Genomic DNA, 17,314 nt, shown 5'->3' with positions numbered 1-17,314 from the left:
ACGCGGGAGATTTATTCACTGTCCCAATTAATCACTATCTCGACATCCGATTCGGAAACCCCGGCCGCCTGCGCGATACGCTTGCGGCTTGCGCGCACGATCTCGGCAAGCGAGCTTCCGGTTATCGCCTGTTCCTCCGCGAGCGCCGCGGCTTCGCCAAGCCCCGGGGCACCATAGGCCAGCTCGAGTTCGCTGACATCGAGTTCGGCAGCAAGGCGCTGCATTGTCTCGTGGCGCGGGCGGACCTGGTCGCCTTCCCATTTCCACAAGGTCGGCTTGCTGACCCCGACACGGTCGGCGAGACCCTGCATGGTAAACCCTCGTGATACCCGCAGTCGCTTGATCCGCGACCCCAGTGTCTCGTCATCGACGCCGAGCGGTCGGCCGGGGATCCGCGGAGAGGTGGCGACCTGGTTGGCGGCCTTGATGTCTTCCTCGTCAATTGGCTCGAGGAAACTGCATCCATAAAGGTCATCGGTCGACCAGACGACCCGCGCGCCGACCTTGCCGCTACGCGGCAGGACGACCTCGATCGGATCGTCCAGCGAAAGGCTGGCGCCGGTCTTCACCAGCATGCCCTTGCGCGAAATATTGAGAATCTCGGCGTCGAAAGATTTTCCCGACTGGCCGACACCGGTGTTCAGTTTGAGCACAAGCCGGGGCTGGCGTGGGCCAAGATCAGTTTTTTCTTCCACACCCATGGCGTGCAATCATCCTTGCAGTCGACCCGATGGCCATCCTAGCCGAAATTGACCGCATGAAAAGGGAGGTGCCTGAAACTGCGGAGAAATCCGGACGGGCTGCTGTTTTCACCGTTGGCGCTGCAGTCAATCGGTCACCTGAAATTAACCACTCTCTCAGGTCCAAACTCCCGCTTGCGGCGGATTTCGGTAGGATACCGTTTACTTCTACGGGTTACTACGTGGTCGGCCCAAGAGAATTGGGCAGGAAACGGGGACCTTCGATGCAAAGCGCAATTCTTGCGATCACCGCCTATGTAATCGCGACTTTCGTGGCCAGCGCACTGATTGTGCGTTTCGCACCGCGCGCGCATTCGTCGCGCCATATTCGCAAGAACCTGATCCTCTTCACGGTCCTGCCGATCCTGCTCGTGGTCGATATCCTTTCGACCATCGACCTACTGCGCCGGGCCTGCCGCCGGATGATCTGCGCCGCATTCGAATTGCTATCCGGCCGCTCGCTCTATCCGAACGAATTCAAGGGCTACGCCTATTTCGGCTACAGCCGCCGTCGTCATAACCGCCGCAAGGGCGATCGCCAGGCGACGAGCCGCGCCACAGGCAAGGTGAAGATCGCCAACAGCTAGTCGCTGATCCGGCGCCACCGGAAAGACATTCCGAGAATTGAGGTCTGCAGCCGATCCGCCTAAGCGGGTCGGCTCTTCCGATTCCTGTCGGGGAGCGGAAGACGATGACGACCACCATGCAACCAACGCCCCTGCCCGGCGGCAGCGATGGCTGGCGCGGCGAATTTGCCGCCACCTTGCGGCTGAGCTGGCCGCTGGCCGCGGCGAACCTGTTGCAGATGCTCACCTATGCGATCGACGTGATCTTCATCGCGCGACTGGGTGAGCAGCAATTGGCTGCTTCGGCGCTTGCCATCGCGCTTTTCGGCCTCGTCATGTGGGCGCTGTCGGGCCTAACGGGGGCGGTCGCTCCGGTGGTTGCGGCCGAACTCGGGGAGCGAGCGCCCGCACTGAGAGCAGTGCGCCGATCGGTTCGCATGGCCATATGGCTGGCAGTATTCTCAGGTATCGCCGGGATGGGCATCTGCCTGCTCCTGGGCCCGCTCATGCGTGTTACCGGTCAGGAAGCCGCCATCATCGGCATGGCGATCGAATACAATACGATCCTCGTGTTCTCGATGGTGCCGTTCCTCATCAACAATGTCTTGCGCAGTTTTGTCTCGACACTCGACCGGCCCATCTTCGCAACGGCCATCACGGCTGGCGGGATCTTCGTGAATGCGCTGGCCAATTATGCCTTCATCTTCGGAAATTTCGGTGCACCCGAGCTGGGCCTGCGCGGAGCGGCGGTGGCGACGATAATCACCACCTTGGTGACGATGGCGGCCTACGTGGTCGCAATCAGGCTCGATCCGCGCCTGCACCGCTACCGGATCTTCGGTCGGTGGTGGTCGCCGGATTGGCAGCGTTTCTGGCATATCACGCGGATCGGCACGCCCATCGCGCTCACGATCACCGCGGAGGCCGGAATTTTCGGTGCGGCCGCATTCCTGATGGGCAAGATCGGCGCGAGCCAGCTGGCCGCGCACACTGTCGCGCTGCAGATCGCCGCGCTAGCCTTCCAGGTCCCCTTCGGCGTGGGGCAGGCCGCCACCATTCGCGTCGGCTATTTCTACGGCGCACGCGATGTGGAGGGAATGAAGAGGGCCGGCTGGACCGGGATCGCCATCGGTACCGGCTTCATGGTGATGACCGCGCTCGCGATGATCCTGATCCCGAAGCCGCTGCTGGCGATCTATATCGATCCATGGGACCCGAAGAACGCGGTGTTGGTCGGTTTCGCGCTCAAATACATCGTGATCGCCGCCGCGTTCCAGCTCTTCGACGGGATGCAGGCCGTCGCGGCAGGAGCCTTGCGCGGACTGCAGGACACTCGGGTTCCAATGTGGATCGCTGCTTTTTCCTATTGGGTCCCGGGCATAGGGATCGCGGTCTATCTCGGCTTCTATACCGGCCTGGAGGGCGTGGGTATCTGGATCGGCCTCGCAACGGGGCTGATCGTGGCTGCGATCCTGCTGACGTGGCGCTGGGCGAAGCGCGAAAATCTGGGGCTGACCCACCGCCCGGCACGGGTCGACTAGGGACACGCACGTCTCGGCGAACAGCGCGGAATTTTTTCGCTCCGCACCCGTTGACTCTGCACTGCCGCGCTCCCAAATGCGCGCCACTGGCACTCTCAGCCCGAGAGTGCCAACGACAGATCCATACTCAGTAGAAAGGTCATCATCATGGCATTTCGTCCGCTGCACGACCGTGTGCTCGTGCGTCGCATCGAAGCAGAAGAAAAGACCGCCGGCGGGATCATCATTCCCGACAGCGCCAAGGAAAAGCCGAGCGAAGGCGAAGTCGTCGCCGTCGGCCCGGGCACCCGTGAAGACGGTGCATTCGTCGCTCTCGACGTGAAGCCCGGCGACCGCATCCTTTTCGGCAAGTGGTCCGGTACCGAGATCAAGCTCGACGGCGAAGACCTGCTGATCATGAAGGAAAGCGACATCATGGGGATCATGGGCTGAGCCCGATCCGCATTGCTTCCCAACTCTAGACACGAATTCCAGGAGAAACACCAATGGCAGCCAAGGACGTAAAGTTCGGCCGCGACGCGCGCGAAGGCATTCTGCGCGGCGTCGACACCCTCGCCAATGCCGTCAAGGTCACCCTCGGTCCCAAGGGCCGCAATGTCGTGATCGACAAGAGCTTCGGCGCACCCCGCATCACCAAGGACGGCGTTTCAGTCGCCAAGGAAATCGAACTCAAGGACAAGTTCGAGAACATGGGCGCGCAGATGATCAAGGAAGTCGCATCGAAGGCGAATGACGCCGCCGGTGACGGCACCACCACTGCCACCGTACTTGCCCAGTCGATTGTGACCGAAGGCATGAAGTCGGTCGCCGCCGGAATGAACCCGATGGACCTCAAGCGCGGCATCGACCTCGCAGTCACCAAGGTCGTCGAGAACCTCGCCACCCGTTCGAAGGAAGTGTCGGGCAGCGAAGAAATCGCGCAGGTCGGCATCATCTCGGCCAATGGCGACCGTGAAGTCGGCGAGAAGATCGCTGAAGCCATGGAAAAGGTCGGCAAGGAAGGCGTGATCACCGTCGACGAGAGCAAGGGTCTCGAATTCGAGCTCGAAACCGTCGAAGGCATGCAGTTCGATCGCGGCTACCTTTCGCCCTACTTCATCACCAACCCGGAAAAGATGACGGTCGAACTCGAGAACCCGTACATCCTGATCCACGAGAAGAAGCTGTCGAACCTTCAGGCGATGCTTCCGGTGCTCGAAGCGGCTGTCCAGTCGGGCCGTCCTCTCCTGATCATCGCGGAAGACATTGAAGGCGAAGCGCTGGCGACCCTCGTGGTCAACAAGCTGCGCGGCGGCCTCAAGGTTGCAGCGGTCAAGGCTCCGGGCTTCGGCGATCGTCGCAAGGCCATGCTGCAGGACATCGCGATCCTGACGCAGGGCGAAATGATCAGCGAAGACCTCGGCATCAAGCTCGAGAACGTCACGCTGGGTATGCTCGGTGAAGCCAAGCGCGTCACCATCGACAAGGACAACACGACCATCGTCGACGGTGCCGGCAGCGAAGACGACATCAAGGCCCGCGTCGGTGAAATCCGCACGCAGATCGACAACACCTCGAGCGACTATGACCGCGAAAAGCTGCAGGAACGTCTTGCAAAGCTCGCTGGCGGCGTTGCCGTGATCAAGGTCGGCGGTGCGACCGAAGTCGAAGTGAAGGAGCGCAAGGACCGCGTCGACGACGCGCTGCACGCAACCCGCGCAGCCGTTGAAGAAGGTATCGTCCCCGGCGGCGGTACCGCCCTGCTCTACGCCACCAAGTCGCTCGACGGCCTCGAAGGCGAAAACGACGACCAGACCCGCGGCATCGACATCGTCCGTCGTGCGCTGCAGGCACCGGTTCGCCAGATCGCGGCCAATGCCGGCCATGATGGTGCGGTTGTTGCCGGCAAGCTGACCGACGCCAACGACGACACGCTCGGCTTCAATGCCGCAACCGACACCTACGAAAACCTCGTGGCTGCCGGCGTCATCGACCCGACCAAGGTTGTCCGCACCGCACTGCAGGACGCAGCTTCGGTCGCTGGCCTGCTGATCACCACGGAAGCGGCGATCGTCGACAAGCCCGAAGACAAGTCGGCTGCCCCGGCAATGCCCGACATGGGCGGCATGGGCGGTATGGGCGGCATGGGCTTCTAAGCCTTACCGACCAGACTATCGGCCAAACAAAAGAAAGGCCCGGCGGGAGCAATCCTGCCGGGCCTTTCTTCTGTCTGTTATGCAGGTGAAGAACCTGCGATCTCGATTAGCGTCAGCGACGCTTCTCGAACAGATCGACGAGTTCTTCAAATTTCTGTTTCTGCTCGTCGGCATCGCCGCTTCGGATCGCTTCGGCCACACAGCAAGCAGCATGATCCTTGAGCACCTGGCTTTCCACCTTGGCCAGCGCGGACTTCACTGCCTGCATCTGGTGGAGGATGTCCATGCAGTATCGATCGTCCTCGATCATCCGGGCGATCCCGTTCACCTGCCCTGCAATACGATTGAGGCGGCGGACCTTTGCAGCGGATTGTTCGTTCATGGCTAAATCGGCCCTTCCAAATACCCTATGGGGGTATATATAGCCGCTCGACCCGCGAAGAGGCAAGAGCAAGACATTCCACGATGCGCGCATCCCCACTGATCTCCCGTCGCTCCCTTATCCGCAGCACTGCTGGCCTCGCCGCGGCTAGCGCAATGACCATGCCGGCCTGGGCGCGCGGCCAGTCTTTGACCCACGCCAGTCAGGGGTTCGGCGAGGTCTCCGGCGAACGCATCGCGCTGGATGTGCGCGGGCATCACTTCGGTGTCGGCGGTCGTAGCGGCCATGCCATTGCGGTGAACGGCAGCGTGCCCGGGCCGCTGCTGCGCCTAAAGGAAGGCCAGAACGTCCGCATCGAGGTGACCAACCACCTGGAGGAAGATACTTCCATTCACTGGCACGGCTTGTTGCTGCCCTTCCAGTTCGACGGTGTTCCAGGCGTCAGCTTCCCCGGCATCAAACCTGGTGAGACCTTCACCTACGAATTCCCGATCCGCCAGAACGGCACCTATTGGTGGCACTCGCATTCGGGCCTTCAGGAGCAGGCGGGGCACTACGGCCCGATCATCATCGAGAGCGCTCAGCCCGATCCGCGATACGACCGCGACTATGTCGTACTGCTCAGCGAGTTCACCCCGCGCCATCCGCACGAAATTGCGCGGCTGCTGAAGGTCGGCGAGCATTACTTCAACAACCAGATGCAGACCGCGACCGAAGGTGACATGCCTGCCAGCGAGCGCCTGATGTGGGGCGGCATGCGCATGAACCCGCGCGACATCTCGGACGTGACCGGCTCGACCTATACCTTCCTGATCAATGGGCATGGCCCGATGGATGGGCTCGAGTATCTCTTTGTCCCGGGCGAGCGCGTACGCCTGCGCGTGATCAACGGCTCGGCAATGACGTTCTTCAACGTCCGGATCCCCGGCGTACCGATGACGGTAATCGCGGCAGACGGGCAGGAGGTCTCGCCGGTCGAGGTCGACGAATTCCAGATCGGCACAGCGGAAACCTACGACGTGATCGTCGCGCCGCCCGCAGGCAGCCATGCGCTGGTGGCCGAGGCGATGGACCGCAGCGGCATGGGCGTGGCCTCGCTCACCTCGCACAAGGGTCATCGCGCAACCCCGCCGCCACTGCGCGAACCGGTTACGCTCACCATGGCCGACATGGGCATGGGAGCGATGGGAGGCAGCCATGGCGGCATGGATCACGGCACGGGCGGATCGATGGCGGGAATGGACCATGGCTCGATGGACCATTCGATGCGCGACACTTCCAAGCTTCCTGCGGACGTGAAAGTCGGGCCGGGTCTCGACATGGTCGCGCCCATGCCGATGGACCGGATGGATTTCCCAGGGCTCGGCCTCGACACGGTCGATCACCGCGTGCTGCGCTACACCGACCTCAAGGCCGCACGGATGAACCCGCATCGCATGCCGACGCGGAGCCTCGAAATCCACCTCACCGGCAATATGGAACGCTACATGTGGAGCTTCGACGGCAAGAAGTTCTCCGCCGTCACCGACGATCCGATCCGCTTCGCCTATGATGAGCGCGTGCGCGTGAAGCTGGTCAACGACACGATGATGGCGCACCCGATCCACCTGCACGGCCACTTCTTCGAGCTGGTCAACGGCGCGGGGATGATGAACCAGCCGTTGAAGCACACCGTCGTGGTCCAGCCGGGCAGCACGGCAACGTTCGACCTTACGGCCAACGAGCCTGGCGACTGGGCCTTCCATTGCCACCTGCTCTATCACATGCACGCCGGGATGATGCAGACCGTAACGGTGCGGCCCTTCCCCGCACCGGAAGAGGAAGCGTGAGCGTGCGTTTCCTACTCGCTGCACCGCTGATGCTGGCCGCCCTGCCCGCCGCCGCGCAAGAGCATGCGGGCCATGCGGGCATGGATCATTCCCAGCATCAGGAACCCGAAGCCCCGAACGAAGGGGACGAGAATGCTGGCCATGCGATGCCCGACCATTCCGCGCACCAGATGCCGGAGGAGCCTTCAGGCGAGGACGAGCATGCCGGGCACGACATGACCGATCATGCCGAGCACGATCAGCACGGCAGCATGCAGCACGAAGTGCCCTCGATGGATCACAGCGCCCACCAGGTCGGCGAAGTGCCCAAGGGTCCGCCACCGCCCGAAGCCTACGAAGGCCCGCAACATGCCGCCGACGCGATTTTCGGCGCAGACGCGATGGCCGAGGCGCGCGCCGCCAATCACGCCACGCATGGCGACATGACGTTCGGCACGCTGATGGTCGAGCGCCTTGAAGCACGTATCGCCGATGGCGAGGACGGCTATCTCTGGGATTTGCAGGGCTGGTACGGAGGCGACATCGACAAATTCGTGCTCAAGTCGGAGGGCGAAGGCGCGTTCGGCGGCTCCATCGAAGACGCAGAAGTGCAGGCGCTCTGGGGCCATGCGATCGGCCCATTCTTCGACCTGCAGGCGGGCGTCCGTCTCGATCTGGAGCCCGAAACGCGCAGCCACCTCGTGCTCGGCGTCCAAGGTCTCGCGCCCTACATGTGGCATGTCGACGGTGCGCTATTCCTTTCCGATCGCGGCGACATCACGGCACGGATCGAGGGCGAGTACGACCAGAAGATCACACAGCGCCTGATCCTCCAGCCGCGTGTCGAACTGGAGCTTTCCGCCCAGGACATTCCAGAGCGCGCGATCGGCGCAGGCCTTACCAAGATCGAGCCCGGCCTGCGGCTGCGCTACGAGATCGCCCGCGAATTCGCGCCCTATGTCGGCGTGGAATACGAGGCCAAGCTGGGCGAGACGGCAGACATCGCAAAGGCCGCCGGTGAGGACCCGGACGGCGTCAAACTGCTGTTGGGCATCCGTGCCTGGTTCTAGCCAGAAGCGAACTTGCCCTTGCGCGGGCCGAGATAGCCGAAGAGGTAGGCTCCGACCTTGCGCATCTGAATCTCCTCGGCGCCCTCGGTGATCCGGTAGCGGCGGTGATGGCGATAGATGTGCTCGAAAGACTTGTGGCGCGAATAGCCGATGCCGCCATGCACCTGCATCGCGCGGTCGGCAGCCTCGCACACCAGCCGGTTTGCCCAGTAGTTGCACATGGAGACCTTGTCGGAGATCGTCTTCTCGATCTCTTCATGCGGCATATTGTCCATTTCCCAGGCGGTCTTGTAGATCAGCAGGCGCAGCATCTCGCATTGCGTTGCTAGCTCGACGAGTGGGAACTGGATCGCCTGGTTGCGCGCGAGCTCCTCGCCGAAAGGCTTGCGCTCGCGAGCGTATTTGACGCTTTCTTCCACGCAGTACTGCGCCGCACCGAGCGAGCTTGCGGCTTGGCGGATGCGGTTCTGGTGGACGAAGCTTTGCGCCAGCGCGAGGCCGTATCCCTCGCGGCCGAGGATTGCGCTCTCGGGCACCCAAACGTCCTGAACGGAAAGGCGCGGATGGTCGGTGGGCATGTTGAAGGTCCACATCCATTCCTCGATCTCCAGCCCATCGGTGGGATTGGGCACGAGTAGGCAAGTGATCCCGCGCGCGTCGCCCGCCTCGCCCGAGGTGCGGCAGAACATCGCGCAATGGGTTGCGACATGCATGCCGGTGATCCACATCTTCTCGCCGTTGATAAGCCAGCCATCCACTCCGTCGCGTGTCTTGCGAACAGCAGTCGTTTCCATATGGGTTGCATCGGAGCCGTGGTCCGGCTCGGTCAGGCCGAAGGCGACACGGCGCGTTCCTTCAAAACCGCCGAGGATGAACTCCTGCTTCTGTTCCTCGGCACCCCATTGTTCGAACATCGCGACGAAAGGGAAGTTGCCGACGATCGAATGCTCGTTCTGCAGGTCGTTGTGGAGACCAAGACCCCGCTGGGCGAAACGGTCGCGGATGACCGCCATCCAGAGGTTCGAGCCATCCTTTCCGCCGTATTTCTTTGGCGCGGAGAAGCGCCAGTGGCCCGCTTGGTCCGCAACCTTGCGCGCCTGGCGCAGCAGGTCTTCCCACTCGTGGTTGGGAAGGCCGCCCCGCTCCCAATCGGTCCGTGAATTCTCGCGGCGGTGGTCGAAGAAACGGATATTGTCGTCCTTGGCGACCAGCGGTTCGATCTCGGCCTCTATGAAACGGACGAGTTCGGCGTAGTAATCTTCGAGATCCTGCGGGATGGTGAAGTCCATCAATGCTCTCCCAACCATTTGCGCCGCGCCACTTCGAGCGAGGGGTATTTGGGAACGTCTGCCTCAAGCTTGAGAAGTGCCCATGCTCTGGCCATGGCCAAGAATTCAGGAGTCTCCAAACCTACATCCCCCGCGAGAATAGCCTTGCACCAGTCCCAATGTTGGAGAGCAAGGGTGGAGAGGCTTCGATCCTCGCGTGAGATCATCCCCAAGGCATTGCGAGCAACCGCTAGTTGGAAGCGGTCATGTCCCTCCATCTTGTGTTTGATGGTGTCCAACCAATCGGAAATAGCCTCAGCGATTTCCGAAATGGCGGCTTCCCCTTCCGGCGGAGTGAAATTTTCGTAAGCAATAACTTGGCGTTTTAGCTCCTCTGCAGGCGCGTCCTCTTCAAGCAGCAGTAGCAGGTCCACCTCCTGCTCGCTCGTTCGCCGCGAGATCACCACGCGCTCCAGCATCCGGTCTTCGCCGCTGCGCCACATGCGTGCATTCTTTAGGCAGCCGAGCGCCCACCAGACAGTGCGATAGATCGTCCAGAAGCGGAAACGCGCTGGATCGACCGTCCGCCCGCCGTTCGCCTCATAGGCCGAGAAATAGTCTTCGAGCGAGCCCAGCCCCAGCGCCGGGCGGTCATAGGCTCCGAACCGCCACACGGGCATGCAGCCGAACGCCAGATCTTCGTGATAGTCGCCAAAATGGGCAAGCTCCCAGTCGAGCACCCCGGTCAGCCAGCCATCCTGCGCCAGCAAATTGCCCATGCGGAAATCGCCGTGGTTAAGTACCGGCTCGATCGGCTCTGGCACATTGTCCATCAGCCAGCGCAGGCCCAGCGCGATGATCGGACGGTCGCCGCCGGCCTCCTCGAATTGCTCGCACAGCTTCGCGATACCTTCCGCATAATCGAGGACGGGCACATCCTGGGGCAGGTCGGCCGCAGGAATTGCATGGATGCGCGCGAGGTTGGCGGCTGCCTCGGCGAGCAGCCTGTCCGGCTCTTCCATCGCAAGGATCTCACGCGGGTCCGGTGTACCCGGCAAGGCCCGCATGACAAAGCCGCTCCCGATCTGGTCGCTGTCCTGCAACTCCACCACAACCTCGGGCGCGGCGACGCCAGCGGCGTGGGCCTCGCGGATGATTGCCGCCTCGGTGTCATGGCCGAAGGGGCGCTCTTCGATCATGGCGAGGCTGGGCGCGCGGCGCAGCACATAGTCCTCGCCGCCAGCCGAGAAACGCCAGCTCTCCATCGTGGCGCCGCCCGTCAACCGCTCGAGCTTGTCGGGTGCACCGAGCCCCGCGCGTGCAAGCGCCCGCGTCAGTCCCTCGATCAATTGGCTCGCACCGTCATTCTCTCCCATGCGGAGTGTGTGGCCCAAGCCAGACGCCCTCACAAGGTCGGACCTCTCGCGCGCCTCGTTCGTTGATCCGGTGAAGCACAGAAATCCAAGGAGTCACGACCCATGAAGCTGCCGCACAAGGCCCATGTCGCAATCGTCGATGGCGAGAATTTCACCGTCATGCAGAACAAGGGTCAGCCCTTCGAGCCGCGCCTCGAAGGCGCGCAAAAGCCCGACCTGACCGCATCCAATTTCAGCGCCGGGGTCAGGCACCAGGACGATATCGGCCAGCGTACCGGAGCGACCGACCTGAATGAGCTGGCGCATGGTGCCGCCGCCGCCGAATGGCTCAATGCGAAAGCGATATCAGGCGAGCTCACCGATGTCCTCGTTATCGCCGATCCGAAGACGCTTGGCGAGATGCGCCGCCATTATCATTCCGAACTCGAGAAACGCCTGATCGGTGAGATCGACAAGACGGTGACAGGCGAACCGACCGAGCGGATCGAAAAGGTCATCGCGGCCGCCTGACCGGCTCACGAAATTTCATTGCGCCACAATGGGACGTCGCAATCACGACACTTTTTGTCGCGACGATTCTTGCGCATGATTCTTCTCTTGCGTTAATGTTCCGACAACCATGAATCTGGTATCAGGATGACCATGCGGATCATGAGAATTGGAATTGGACTGGCTGCAGGAGCGCTCGCTCTTGCGGCTCCGGCTACGTCGTATGCGCAAAGTACCGATTACAGCGCCGAATTCGACTCGGTCCTCGGTAGCGAGGTCGCCGATCAATTCGACAGCGTACTGGGCACCGAGGCACGGACGCCCGAGCGGTTCGACGCGGTCTACGATTCCGGGCTGGAACAGCACATCGCGCGCCTCGCCGACGGTTCGCGCGGACGCATAGGCGTCTATGCCATCGACCTGTCCAGCGGACAGGAGATCGATGTTCTCGCCGACCAGCGCTTCCCGATGGCCAGCACCAGCAAGGTTGCCATTGCCGCCGTGTACCTGGCGGGCGTCGATGCGGGGAAATGGACGCTCACCAGCGAGTGGCGACTGCCGCGCCGCGGCGGTGCCTATCTCACGGCGCAAGAACATATCGACCTGATGATCAGCAAGAGCTGCAATTCCTGCACGGATGCGATGCTGAACGCTGTCGGTGGGCCGCAGGTAGTCAACGCCTGGATGCGCAGAACAGCCGGTATCAAGGATTTCGAACTGACCCGGGACATTGCCACCCTCATTCGCGAGGATGGACGTATCGATCCGGCATCGAGCGTCGACACCCGCGACAGCGCGACCCCGCGAGCCATGGGTCAGCTTCTGGCGGGCATCTACCAAGGCAAGTGGCTGAGTGCTTCCTCGCGACAGGTCATCATGGATGCCATGCGCGCGACAACCACCGGCAAGAAGCGCATGCGTTCTGCGCTCCCGATGAGCGCACAGCTCGCCAACAAGACCGGAACGCTGAGCCGCACGGCCAGCGATATCGGCATCTTCCATACGGCCGACGGTCGCCCGATCGCAGTCGCCATCTATGTTACGGGGCAGAGCACCTCGATGGCTTCGGAGAACGGTAATCGGGGCCTCAAACTGGAGGCGCGCCGGATGCGCGATGCGCGCATCTCGACGATTACCGAGGCGCTCTATCGCGGTTTTTCCAATTCCGATGAGGATCGCCGAGTCTGGGCGGACGCCGAATATGGCGGCTGATCCGCACAACTGATATCGCACAAAGGAAAAGGGCAGCGCCTCGCGGCACTGCCCTTTCCTGTTCAAACCGTAAGCGGTCTGAAGCGCGCTGAATTACTCAGCAGCAGCTTCTTCAGCTTCAGCTTCGACTTCGCCAGCAGCTTCAGCAGCTTCTTCAGCGACTTCGTCACCAGCAGCTTCCATCGATTCGCCAGCAGCTTCCATGTTTGCTTCGGTGTCAGCAGCAGCCGAATCAACGGTTTCTTCTGCAGCTTCTTCGGTAGCTTCCGAGCAAGCAGCGAGCGAGAGGGCAGCGGCCGAAGCGGCAGCGACAAGAGCGATCTTACGCATAAGAATAATTCCTTAAACAGCGAGTATGTGGTGCGGTTGGAAACCCTGAGGGCCCTCCCGCGCAAGGTCCGTCAAATCGGGCCTTACAGTGTCTAAATAAAGGCCGGATTGTGGCGTAGCAAGCGAATTCGCCACATTTTGCCATCATCTGGCCTCAATCTGCCGTATTTCCGCCATTTTTCGGCCAACATTTTTCCGCGCCAAAACGCTCCCCAAGGCTGCGACTCGCTGCTAACGCCTTGCGCAATGGCCGATAAGAAGCACCTCTACCTCGTCGACGGGTCCGCCTATATCTTCAGGGCATACCACCGGCTGCCGCCTCTGACGGACCCCGAAGGAACGCCAGTAGGAGCGGTTTACGGCTACACCACCATGCTGTGGAAGCTGGCCGACGATCTCGACAAGGCGGACGGCCCGACTCACCTCGCGGTGGTGCTCGACAAATCGAGCAAGTCGTTTCGCAACGAGATCTACGACCAGTACAAGGCCAATCGCCCGCCTCCACCGGAAGACCTCGTCCCGCAATTCCCGCTGATCCGCGATGCCACCCGTGCCTTCAGCCTGCCGCTCGTCGAAGAGCCCGACGTCGAGGCGGACGACATGATCGCCTCATACGCACGCGCCGCGCAGCGCGAGGGCTGGGACGTGACGATCGTGTCCTCCGACAAGGACCTGATGCAGCTCGTCGGCGAGGAGAATGGCGCGCGGATCGACATGCTCGACACGATGAAGAGCGCGCGCATCTATATCCCTGAGGTGGAGGAGAAATTCGGTGTCCCGCCGGAGAAGGTCGGCGATGTGCTCGCGCTGATGGGCGATTCGGTCGACAACATCCCCGGCATTTTCGGCGTCGGCCCCAAGACCGCGAGCAAGCTGATCGCCGAGCACGGCGACCTGACCGCCGCGCTCGATTCGGCCGAGGACATGAAGAAGAGCAAGCTCAAGGAGCGGCTGATCGAACATCGCGAGGATGCGGAACTCAGCCGCGTGCTCGTGACGCTCAAGGAAGACTGCCCGCTCCCGATCGAGCTCGAGGACATGAAGCTCGACGGCGTGCCGAGCGAACCGCTGGCCGCCTTCCTCGAAAAACATGGCTTCACCAGCCTGCTGCGGCGGCTTGATGCCGGGACAGGCAGCCCCAACCGTGCCACCGACCTCAACCCGGCCAAGCAGGAAACCGAAAGTGCCGAAGCAAGCAGCGATGGAAACACCCAGCCGCTGCCAGAGCTGCCGGAGATCGATCGCAGCACATATGAATGCGTCCAATCGATGGGCCAGCTTGAGGCGTGGATCGAGCGCGCCAAGGCAGCGCGATTGGTCGCGGTCGATACGGAGACCGACAGCCTCGACGCGATCCGCGCGCGGCTGGTCGGGGTGAGCCTTGCGCTGGGGCCCAACGATGCCTGCTACATTCCTCTCGGCCATGGCGGCAGCGACATGTTCGCCGAAAAACCCGAACAGATCGACAAGGCTGCGGCAGTCGCTGCGCTCAAGCCGATCCTCGAGGACGAGGCGATCCTCAAGGTCTTCCAGAATGGGAAATACGATCTCAACGTGCTGGCGCGCGAAGGAATCGCGGTCGGTCCGATAGACGATACGATGATCATCAGCTTCGCGCTCGATGCCGGGCGCAGCGAGGCCGGAATCGGGGGCGGACACGGCATGGACGAGCTTGCCGAGCGCCACCTCGGCCACAGCTGCATCAGCTTCAAGGAACTGTGCGGCACAGGCAAGAAAGCCATCCCCTTTGCCGAAGTCCCGCTCGACAAGGCAACCGAATATGCCGCCGAGGACGCCGATGTGACCTGGCGGCTTCACGCGATGTTGAAGCGCCGGCTTCCCGTGGAGGGCGGCACGAAAATCTACGAGCGTGTCGATCGTCCGCTGGTCCCGGTCGTCGCCGGAATGGAGCGTCACGGCATCAAGGTCGACCGTGCGCGGCTCGCCAAGCTGTCGGAAGAGTTCGCCAACACGACAGGCAGGCTGGAGGGCGAGATCCACGAACTCGCCGGGCAGGAATTTGCCGTCGGCAGCCCCAAGCAACTGGGCGAGATCCTGTTCGACAAGCTTGGCTACAAGGGCGGCAAGAAGGGCAAGAGCGGCCAGTACTCGACCGACCAGTCTGTGCTCGAGCGGCTGTCGGGCGAAGGCGCCGAGATCGCCGACAAGGTGCTCGAATGGCGCCACCTGGCGAAATTGAAATCGACCTATACCGACGCATTGCAGGAAGCGATCAATCCGGAAACGGGGCGTGTCCACACGAGCTACAGCCTCGTCGGCGCGCAGACGGGCCGCCTCTCTTCAACCGATCCGAACCTGCAGAATATCCCTATCCGCACCGAAATCGGCCGTCAGATCCGCGATGCCTTCGTGGCAGAGGACGGCAATGTCCTGCTTGCCGCCGACTATTCGCAGATCGAGCTGCGGCTCGCGGCGCACATGGCCGATGTTGGGCCGCTGAAGGAAGCCTTCGAGAACGGCGAGGACATCCATGCGCGTACCGCGACCGAAATGTTCGGTGAAGTCACCCGCGACACCCGCGCGCGCGCCAAGACGATCAACTTCGCCATCCTATATGGCATTTCGCGCTGGGGACTCGCGGGTCGGTTGAAGGTCGAGCCCGACGAGGCGCAGGCCATGATCGACACCTATTTCCAGCGTTTCCCGGGCATCCAGAAGTACATTCTCCACACGCTCGAGAGCGTACGCGAAAAGGGCTATTCGGAGACGCTGTTCGGCCGCAAGACGTGGTTCCCGCGGATCAATTCGAAGAACCAGGCCGAGCGGCAGGGTAGCGAGCGCGCCGCGATCAACGCCCCCATCCAGGGCACTAGCGCGGACATCATCAAGCGCGCCATGGTGCGCATGAACCCTGCGCTGGCAGAGGCGGGGCTCAGCCACGTGCGCATGCTGCTGCAGGTGCACGACGAGCTTGTTTTCGAGTTGCCCGAGGGCGATGTCGAGGCGGCTTCGGCGGTCATCGAGCAGGTCATGGCCGACGCAGCAAAACCTGCGGTCGAGCTTTCAGTCCCGCTTGGGGTCGAGATCGGCACTGGCAAGAGCTGGGGCGCGGCGCACTGACATGCCGCTGTCCGACCGCCTTCGATTGCCCATGCGCTGGCCCAATGCCGCCCTGTTGCTGGTCATCGGCGGCGCCATGCTGGGATTGATCTACCTCGTTTACCAGACCGTCGAGGCCGAACGCGAAGAACGCGAGCAGGCAGCCCTGACCAGCGACGTGCTGAACGAATTGCAGCAGGTGCATACCGCTGCGCTCAACGGTGAAACCGGCCAGCGCGGATACCTCATCACGCTCGACCGGCGATACCTGCGCTCCTACCAGCAGGGCAGCGAGCAGATCGAGCCGGCGCTCGACCGCCTGCGCGAGCTGCTGTCGGATCAGGCAACCAGTCGTCAGGAAGAGCTGCTCGACGAGATCGACGCCCTCTCCCGCGCCAAGTTCGACGAGATGGAGGCTTCGGTCATCCTGCTCGAAGACGGACGGCTGCTCGATGCGCGCCGGGCTGTCCTGTCCGATGAAGGACAGGAGACGATGGAACGCCTGCGCCGCGCAATCGGAGAGATGGAGCAGATCGAACGCCAGATCCTGTCCGACCAACAAAGCGAGACGGCGCGCATCGAAGGACGGGTCTTCCCGCTGCTTGGCGCGCTCATCGCCCTGCTCCTGATTGCGATCGTCCTCGGCTCGAGGCTTGTCGGTCGCGCTGCCCGGGCCGAAGCCGAAGCCGCGCAGGCATTCGCCATCAGCGAGGCGCGCGACCGGGCCGACCTGCTCGCCCGCGAGCTCAATCACCGGGTCAAGAACCTCTTCGCCGTCGTGCTCGCGATCGTGCAGATGAGCGCGCGCGACAAGCCCGAAGCCAAGCCGGTAACGGAAGCAATCGCCCAGCGTATTCGCGCGCTGCTCGTCGCCCATGAAGTGAGCCAGGGCGAGCTCGACCGCGAGCTTGCCTCGCTCGAGGCGCTGATAGAGACCACTCTTGCGCCTTATCGTTCGCAGACGCAGACGGCCTCGATTTCCGGCCCTGAGATCCTGCTCCCTGCGAAACGGATCACCCCTCTCGGTCTCGTGCTGCATGAGTTGACCACCAACGCGGTCAAATACGGGGCATGGTCCAACGGCGGCGAGATCGAGGTTTCGTGGACGCAGGAGGGCGATTCCGTCGTCCTGACCTGGCACGAGGCAGGCGCGGGCAATGGCGAGACGCCCGAACGTAAAGGATTCGGCAGCATGCTGATGGACAGCGCGGCCCGCCAGTTCGGCGGCAGCGTCACACGCGATTTCACAGCGGATGGGCTGGTCGTCACGATCACCCTGCCCCACACCGAAGCTTCCGCCAGCCTTGCAACCGAGACGGCTGGCTCATAAGCCTGCG

15 protein-coding genes are annotated in these 17,314 nt (G+C 62.5%); 10 read left to right on the top strand and 5 right to left on the bottom strand.

The genetic code is table 11. From position 1 onward, the window contains the following. Nucleotides 1-11 precede the first annotated feature (11 nt). Nucleotides 12-701 carry a PilZ domain-containing protein gene (locus K3146_RS12520; RefSeq protein WP_221546648.1) on the bottom strand — a complete coding sequence of 230 codons (690 nt, stop codon included), beginning with the start codon at nt 699-701 and terminating at the stop codon, nt 12-14. Nucleotides 702-964: 263 nt separating this feature from the next. Here K3146_RS12520 and K3146_RS12515 point away from each other — a divergent pair, with 263 nt between their 5' ends. The 4 genes from K3146_RS12515 (at nt 965) to groL (ending at nt 4,982) form a co-directional block, all read left to right on the top strand. After that, nucleotides 965-1,327 (top strand): hypothetical protein, encoded by a 363-nt coding sequence (locus K3146_RS12515; protein WP_221546647.1) that lies wholly within the window; start codon nt 965-967, stop codon nt 1,325-1,327. Between the two features lie 104 nt (nt 1,328-1,431). Continuing rightward, nucleotides 1,432-2,847, top strand: a complete 1,416-nt coding sequence (locus K3146_RS12510; protein ID WP_221546646.1) for an MATE family efflux transporter — start codon at nt 1,432-1,434, stop codon at nt 2,845-2,847. Between the two features lie 147 nt (nt 2,848-2,994). Further along, nucleotides 2,995-3,279 carry a co-chaperone GroES gene (locus K3146_RS12505; protein WP_100260289.1) on the top strand — a complete coding sequence of 95 codons (285 nt, stop codon included), beginning with the start codon at nt 2,995-2,997 and terminating at the stop codon, nt 3,277-3,279. A 53-nt stretch (nt 3,280-3,332) separates the two neighbouring features. After that, the gene (groL, locus tag K3146_RS12500; RefSeq protein WP_221546645.1) at nt 3,333-4,982 is read left to right on the top strand and encodes a chaperonin GroEL; all 1,650 of its coding nucleotides are present in this window, start codon (nt 3,333-3,335) and stop codon (nt 4,980-4,982) included. A gap of 112 nt (nt 4,983-5,094) precedes the next feature. Here groL and K3146_RS12495 read toward each other — a convergent pair whose 3' ends face one another. Continuing rightward, nucleotides 5,095-5,364, bottom strand: coding sequence for a metal-sensitive transcriptional regulator (locus K3146_RS12495; RefSeq protein ID WP_221546644.1), 270 nt, complete (start codon nt 5,362-5,364; stop codon nt 5,095-5,097). An 83-nt stretch (nt 5,365-5,447) separates the two neighbouring features. On the opposite strand from K3146_RS12495, the gene K3146_RS12490 reads away from it, so the two are divergent. Beyond that, the gene (locus K3146_RS12490) at nt 5,448-7,193 is read left to right on the top strand and encodes a copper resistance system multicopper oxidase (protein ID WP_221546643.1); all 1,746 of its coding nucleotides are present in this window, start codon (nt 5,448-5,450) and stop codon (nt 7,191-7,193) included. Further along, the gene (locus tag K3146_RS12485; RefSeq protein ID WP_345724387.1) at nt 7,190-8,242 is read left to right on the top strand and encodes a copper resistance protein B; all 1,053 of its coding nucleotides are present in this window, start codon (nt 7,190-7,192) and stop codon (nt 8,240-8,242) included. The genes K3146_RS12490 and K3146_RS12485 overlap by 4 nt, the downstream gene beginning before the upstream one ends. Here K3146_RS12485 and K3146_RS12480 read toward each other — a convergent pair. Together K3146_RS12480 and K3146_RS12475 are read right to left on the bottom strand one after the other, a co-directional pair. Further along, a complete protein-coding gene (locus K3146_RS12480) occupies nt 8,239-9,531 on the bottom strand; it encodes an acyl-CoA dehydrogenase family protein (RefSeq protein WP_221546642.1) in 1,293 nt (430 codons plus the stop codon). The genes K3146_RS12485 and K3146_RS12480 overlap by 4 nt on opposite strands. Further along, the gene (locus K3146_RS12475) at nt 9,531-10,904 is read right to left on the bottom strand and encodes a phosphotransferase (protein WP_247711274.1); all 1,374 of its coding nucleotides are present in this window, start codon (nt 10,902-10,904) and stop codon (nt 9,531-9,533) included. The genes K3146_RS12480 and K3146_RS12475 overlap by 1 nt, the downstream gene beginning before the upstream one ends. Nucleotides 10,905-10,988: 84 nt before the next feature. On the opposite strand from K3146_RS12475, the gene K3146_RS12470 reads away from it, so the two are divergent. Both K3146_RS12470 and K3146_RS12465 read left to right on the top strand, forming a co-directional pair. Then, nucleotides 10,989-11,396: a host attachment protein gene (locus K3146_RS12470; protein ID WP_221546641.1), complete on the top strand. Its 408-nt coding sequence runs from the start codon at nt 10,989-10,991 to the stop codon at nt 11,394-11,396. A gap of 132 nt (nt 11,397-11,528) precedes the next feature. Then, nucleotides 11,529-12,587: a serine hydrolase gene (locus tag K3146_RS12465; RefSeq protein WP_221546640.1), complete on the top strand. Its 1,059-nt coding sequence runs from the start codon at nt 11,529-11,531 to the stop codon at nt 12,585-12,587. A gap of 93 nt (nt 12,588-12,680) precedes the next feature. Here the strand turns inward: K3146_RS12465 and K3146_RS12460 are convergent, their stop codons facing one another. Then, on the bottom strand, nt 12,681-12,917 hold the full coding sequence (locus K3146_RS12460) for a hypothetical protein (RefSeq protein ID WP_221546639.1): 237 nt from the start codon (nt 12,915-12,917) through the stop codon (nt 12,681-12,683). Between the two features lie 246 nt (nt 12,918-13,163). Between K3146_RS12460 and polA the strand changes: the two genes are divergently transcribed. Next, a complete protein-coding gene (gene polA, locus K3146_RS12455; protein ID WP_221546638.1) occupies nt 13,164-15,998 on the top strand; it encodes a DNA polymerase I in 2,835 nt (944 codons plus the stop codon). A gap of 1 nt (nt 15,999) precedes the next feature. Next, a complete protein-coding gene (locus tag K3146_RS12450; protein ID WP_221546637.1) occupies nt 16,000-17,307 on the top strand; it encodes a sensor histidine kinase in 1,308 nt (435 codons plus the stop codon). Nucleotides 17,308-17,314: the final 7 nt, after the last annotated feature.

The sequence above is a fragment of the Qipengyuania vesicularis genome (genome assembly GCF_019711415.1).
GTDB lineage: Bacteria > Pseudomonadota > Alphaproteobacteria > Sphingomonadales > Sphingomonadaceae > Qipengyuania > Qipengyuania vesicularis.
The sequence above is the reverse complement of the archived record's forward strand: the minus strand, read 5'-3'. Positions and strand labels throughout refer to the sequence as shown.

Excerpts from the sequence above, each read along its gene's own strand:
- K3146_RS12480 (WP_221546642.1), bottom strand. The coding sequence starts at position 9,531 with ATGGACTTCACCATCCCGCAGGATCTCGAAGATTACTACGCCGAACTC.
- K3146_RS12510 (WP_221546646.1), top strand. The coding sequence starts at position 1,432 with ATGACGACCACCATGCAACCAACGCCCCTGCCCGGCGGCAGCGATGGC.
- K3146_RS12460 (WP_221546639.1), bottom strand. The coding sequence starts at position 12,917 with ATGCGTAAGATCGCTCTTGTCGCTGCCGCTTCGGCCGCTGCCCTCTCG.
- K3146_RS12450 (WP_221546637.1), top strand. The coding sequence starts at position 16,000 with ATGCCGCTGTCCGACCGCCTTCGATTGCCCATGCGCTGGCCCAATGCC.
- K3146_RS12515 (WP_221546647.1), top strand. The coding sequence starts at position 965 with ATGCAAAGCGCAATTCTTGCGATCACCGCCTATGTAATCGCGACTTTC.
- K3146_RS12505 (WP_100260289.1), top strand. The coding sequence starts at position 2,995 with ATGGCATTTCGTCCGCTGCACGACCGTGTGCTCGTGCGTCGCATCGAA.
- groL (WP_221546645.1), top strand. The coding sequence starts at position 3,333 with ATGGCAGCCAAGGACGTAAAGTTCGGCCGCGACGCGCGCGAAGGCATT.
- K3146_RS12490 (WP_221546643.1), top strand. The coding sequence starts at position 5,448 with ATGCGCGCATCCCCACTGATCTCCCGTCGCTCCCTTATCCGCAGCACT.
- K3146_RS12465 (WP_221546640.1), top strand. The coding sequence starts at position 11,529 with ATGCGGATCATGAGAATTGGAATTGGACTGGCTGCAGGAGCGCTCGCT.
- K3146_RS12495 (WP_221546644.1), bottom strand. The coding sequence starts at position 5,364 with ATGAACGAACAATCCGCTGCAAAGGTCCGCCGCCTCAATCGTATTGCA.
- polA (WP_221546638.1), top strand. The coding sequence starts at position 13,164 with ATGGCCGATAAGAAGCACCTCTACCTCGTCGACGGGTCCGCCTATATC.
- K3146_RS12520 (WP_221546648.1), bottom strand. The coding sequence starts at position 701 with ATGGGTGTGGAAGAAAAAACTGATCTTGGCCCACGCCAGCCCCGGCTT.
- K3146_RS12470 (WP_221546641.1), top strand. The coding sequence starts at position 10,989 with ATGAAGCTGCCGCACAAGGCCCATGTCGCAATCGTCGATGGCGAGAAT.